Origin of the sequence: Streptomyces beigongshangae, assembly GCF_019710745.1 — a bacterium.
Lineage (GTDB): Bacteria > Actinomycetota > Actinomycetes > Streptomycetales > Streptomycetaceae > Streptomyces > Streptomyces beigongshangae.
This window is the reverse complement of sequence record NZ_JAHKJW010000171.1, coordinates 1-1024: the sequence shown is the minus strand read 5'-3', so window position 1 is coordinate 1024 and position 1024 is coordinate 1. Positions and strand designations below refer to the sequence as shown.

Below are 1024 nucleotides of genomic sequence, written 5' to 3'. Positions count from 1 at the left end.
CGGCACACCACAGTCCAGCACCACCACACCCGGCACCGCACTCCCGACGGCCTCGGCCACCTCGGACCACGGAGTCCAGTCGGTCTCGGTGGCACCGGCCGGAGCCGGGGACACCCACTCCACCCCGTACAGCGAGCCCGCGTCACCGGACGCGGCGCCGAGCTGATCGACGGAGAACGGACGGCTGGCTATGGAGCCGACCGTCAGGACCGGGGCGCCGGTCACATCGGCGACGGAGAGGGAGACAGCACGGCCGTCGAGTCGGCCGATCCGGACTCGGACGGCATTGGCGCCGACGGCGTGCAGGGACACGTCGTTCCAGGCGAACGGGACGGCCGTCTCTTCGTCGCTGTCGTTGAGGATGCNCTCCTCCGGAAGCGCCACCTCGGCGAACAACTCCTCACCCCGGCGCCACGCCACACGCAACCCCCGGAACACCGGCCCGTACCCGTAACCACGCTCCCGGAAGACCTCGTACGCACCCTCCACCGGCACCACCTCGGCACCGGCCGGCGGCCACTCACCCCACTCGAACCCGGCCACCACAGCCGCCTCCGTGAGGAAACCGCTGGCATGGGTCGTCCACGGGAAGTCGCCGGCGTTCTCAGGACGGGAGTAGACGGCGACCGTACGACGCGCGTCGGTGTGCGGGCCCACGACGACCCGCACCTGAAGAGCGTCGTTCTCGGGCAGCACCAGGGGTGCGGCCAGGGTCAGCTCCTCCAGGGTGGCGCACCCTGCCGCCTCACCGGCCGCGAGAGCCATCTCCACCAGGCCCGTACCGGGCAGCAGGACCCGACCGAGGACCACGTGGTCGGCGAGCCACGGCTGGGCCTCCACCGACAGCCTGCCCGTCAGCACCACACCGCCGGAGTCCGGCAGCGACACCACCGCACCCAGCAACGGGTGCTCCGCCGCGTCGACACCGGCGGACCTCGGGTCCGCCGCCGTGACAGCGGTCACCTCGGGCCAGTAGCGCTGCCGCTGGAAGGCATAGGTGGGCAGGTCGACGGCACGGGCGCCG

At 72.3% G+C, this 1024-nt stretch carries 1 protein-coding gene; it reads right to left on the bottom strand.

Features of this window, described 5'->3' with window-relative positions; translation table 11 throughout:
* Positions 1 to 861, bottom strand: an 861-nt coding sequence (locus KM933_RS38665) for a polyketide synthase dehydratase domain-containing protein (RefSeq protein ID WP_430727427.1), incomplete at its 3' end; no start/stop codon positions are given.
* Positions 862 to 1024 lie beyond the last annotated feature (163 nt).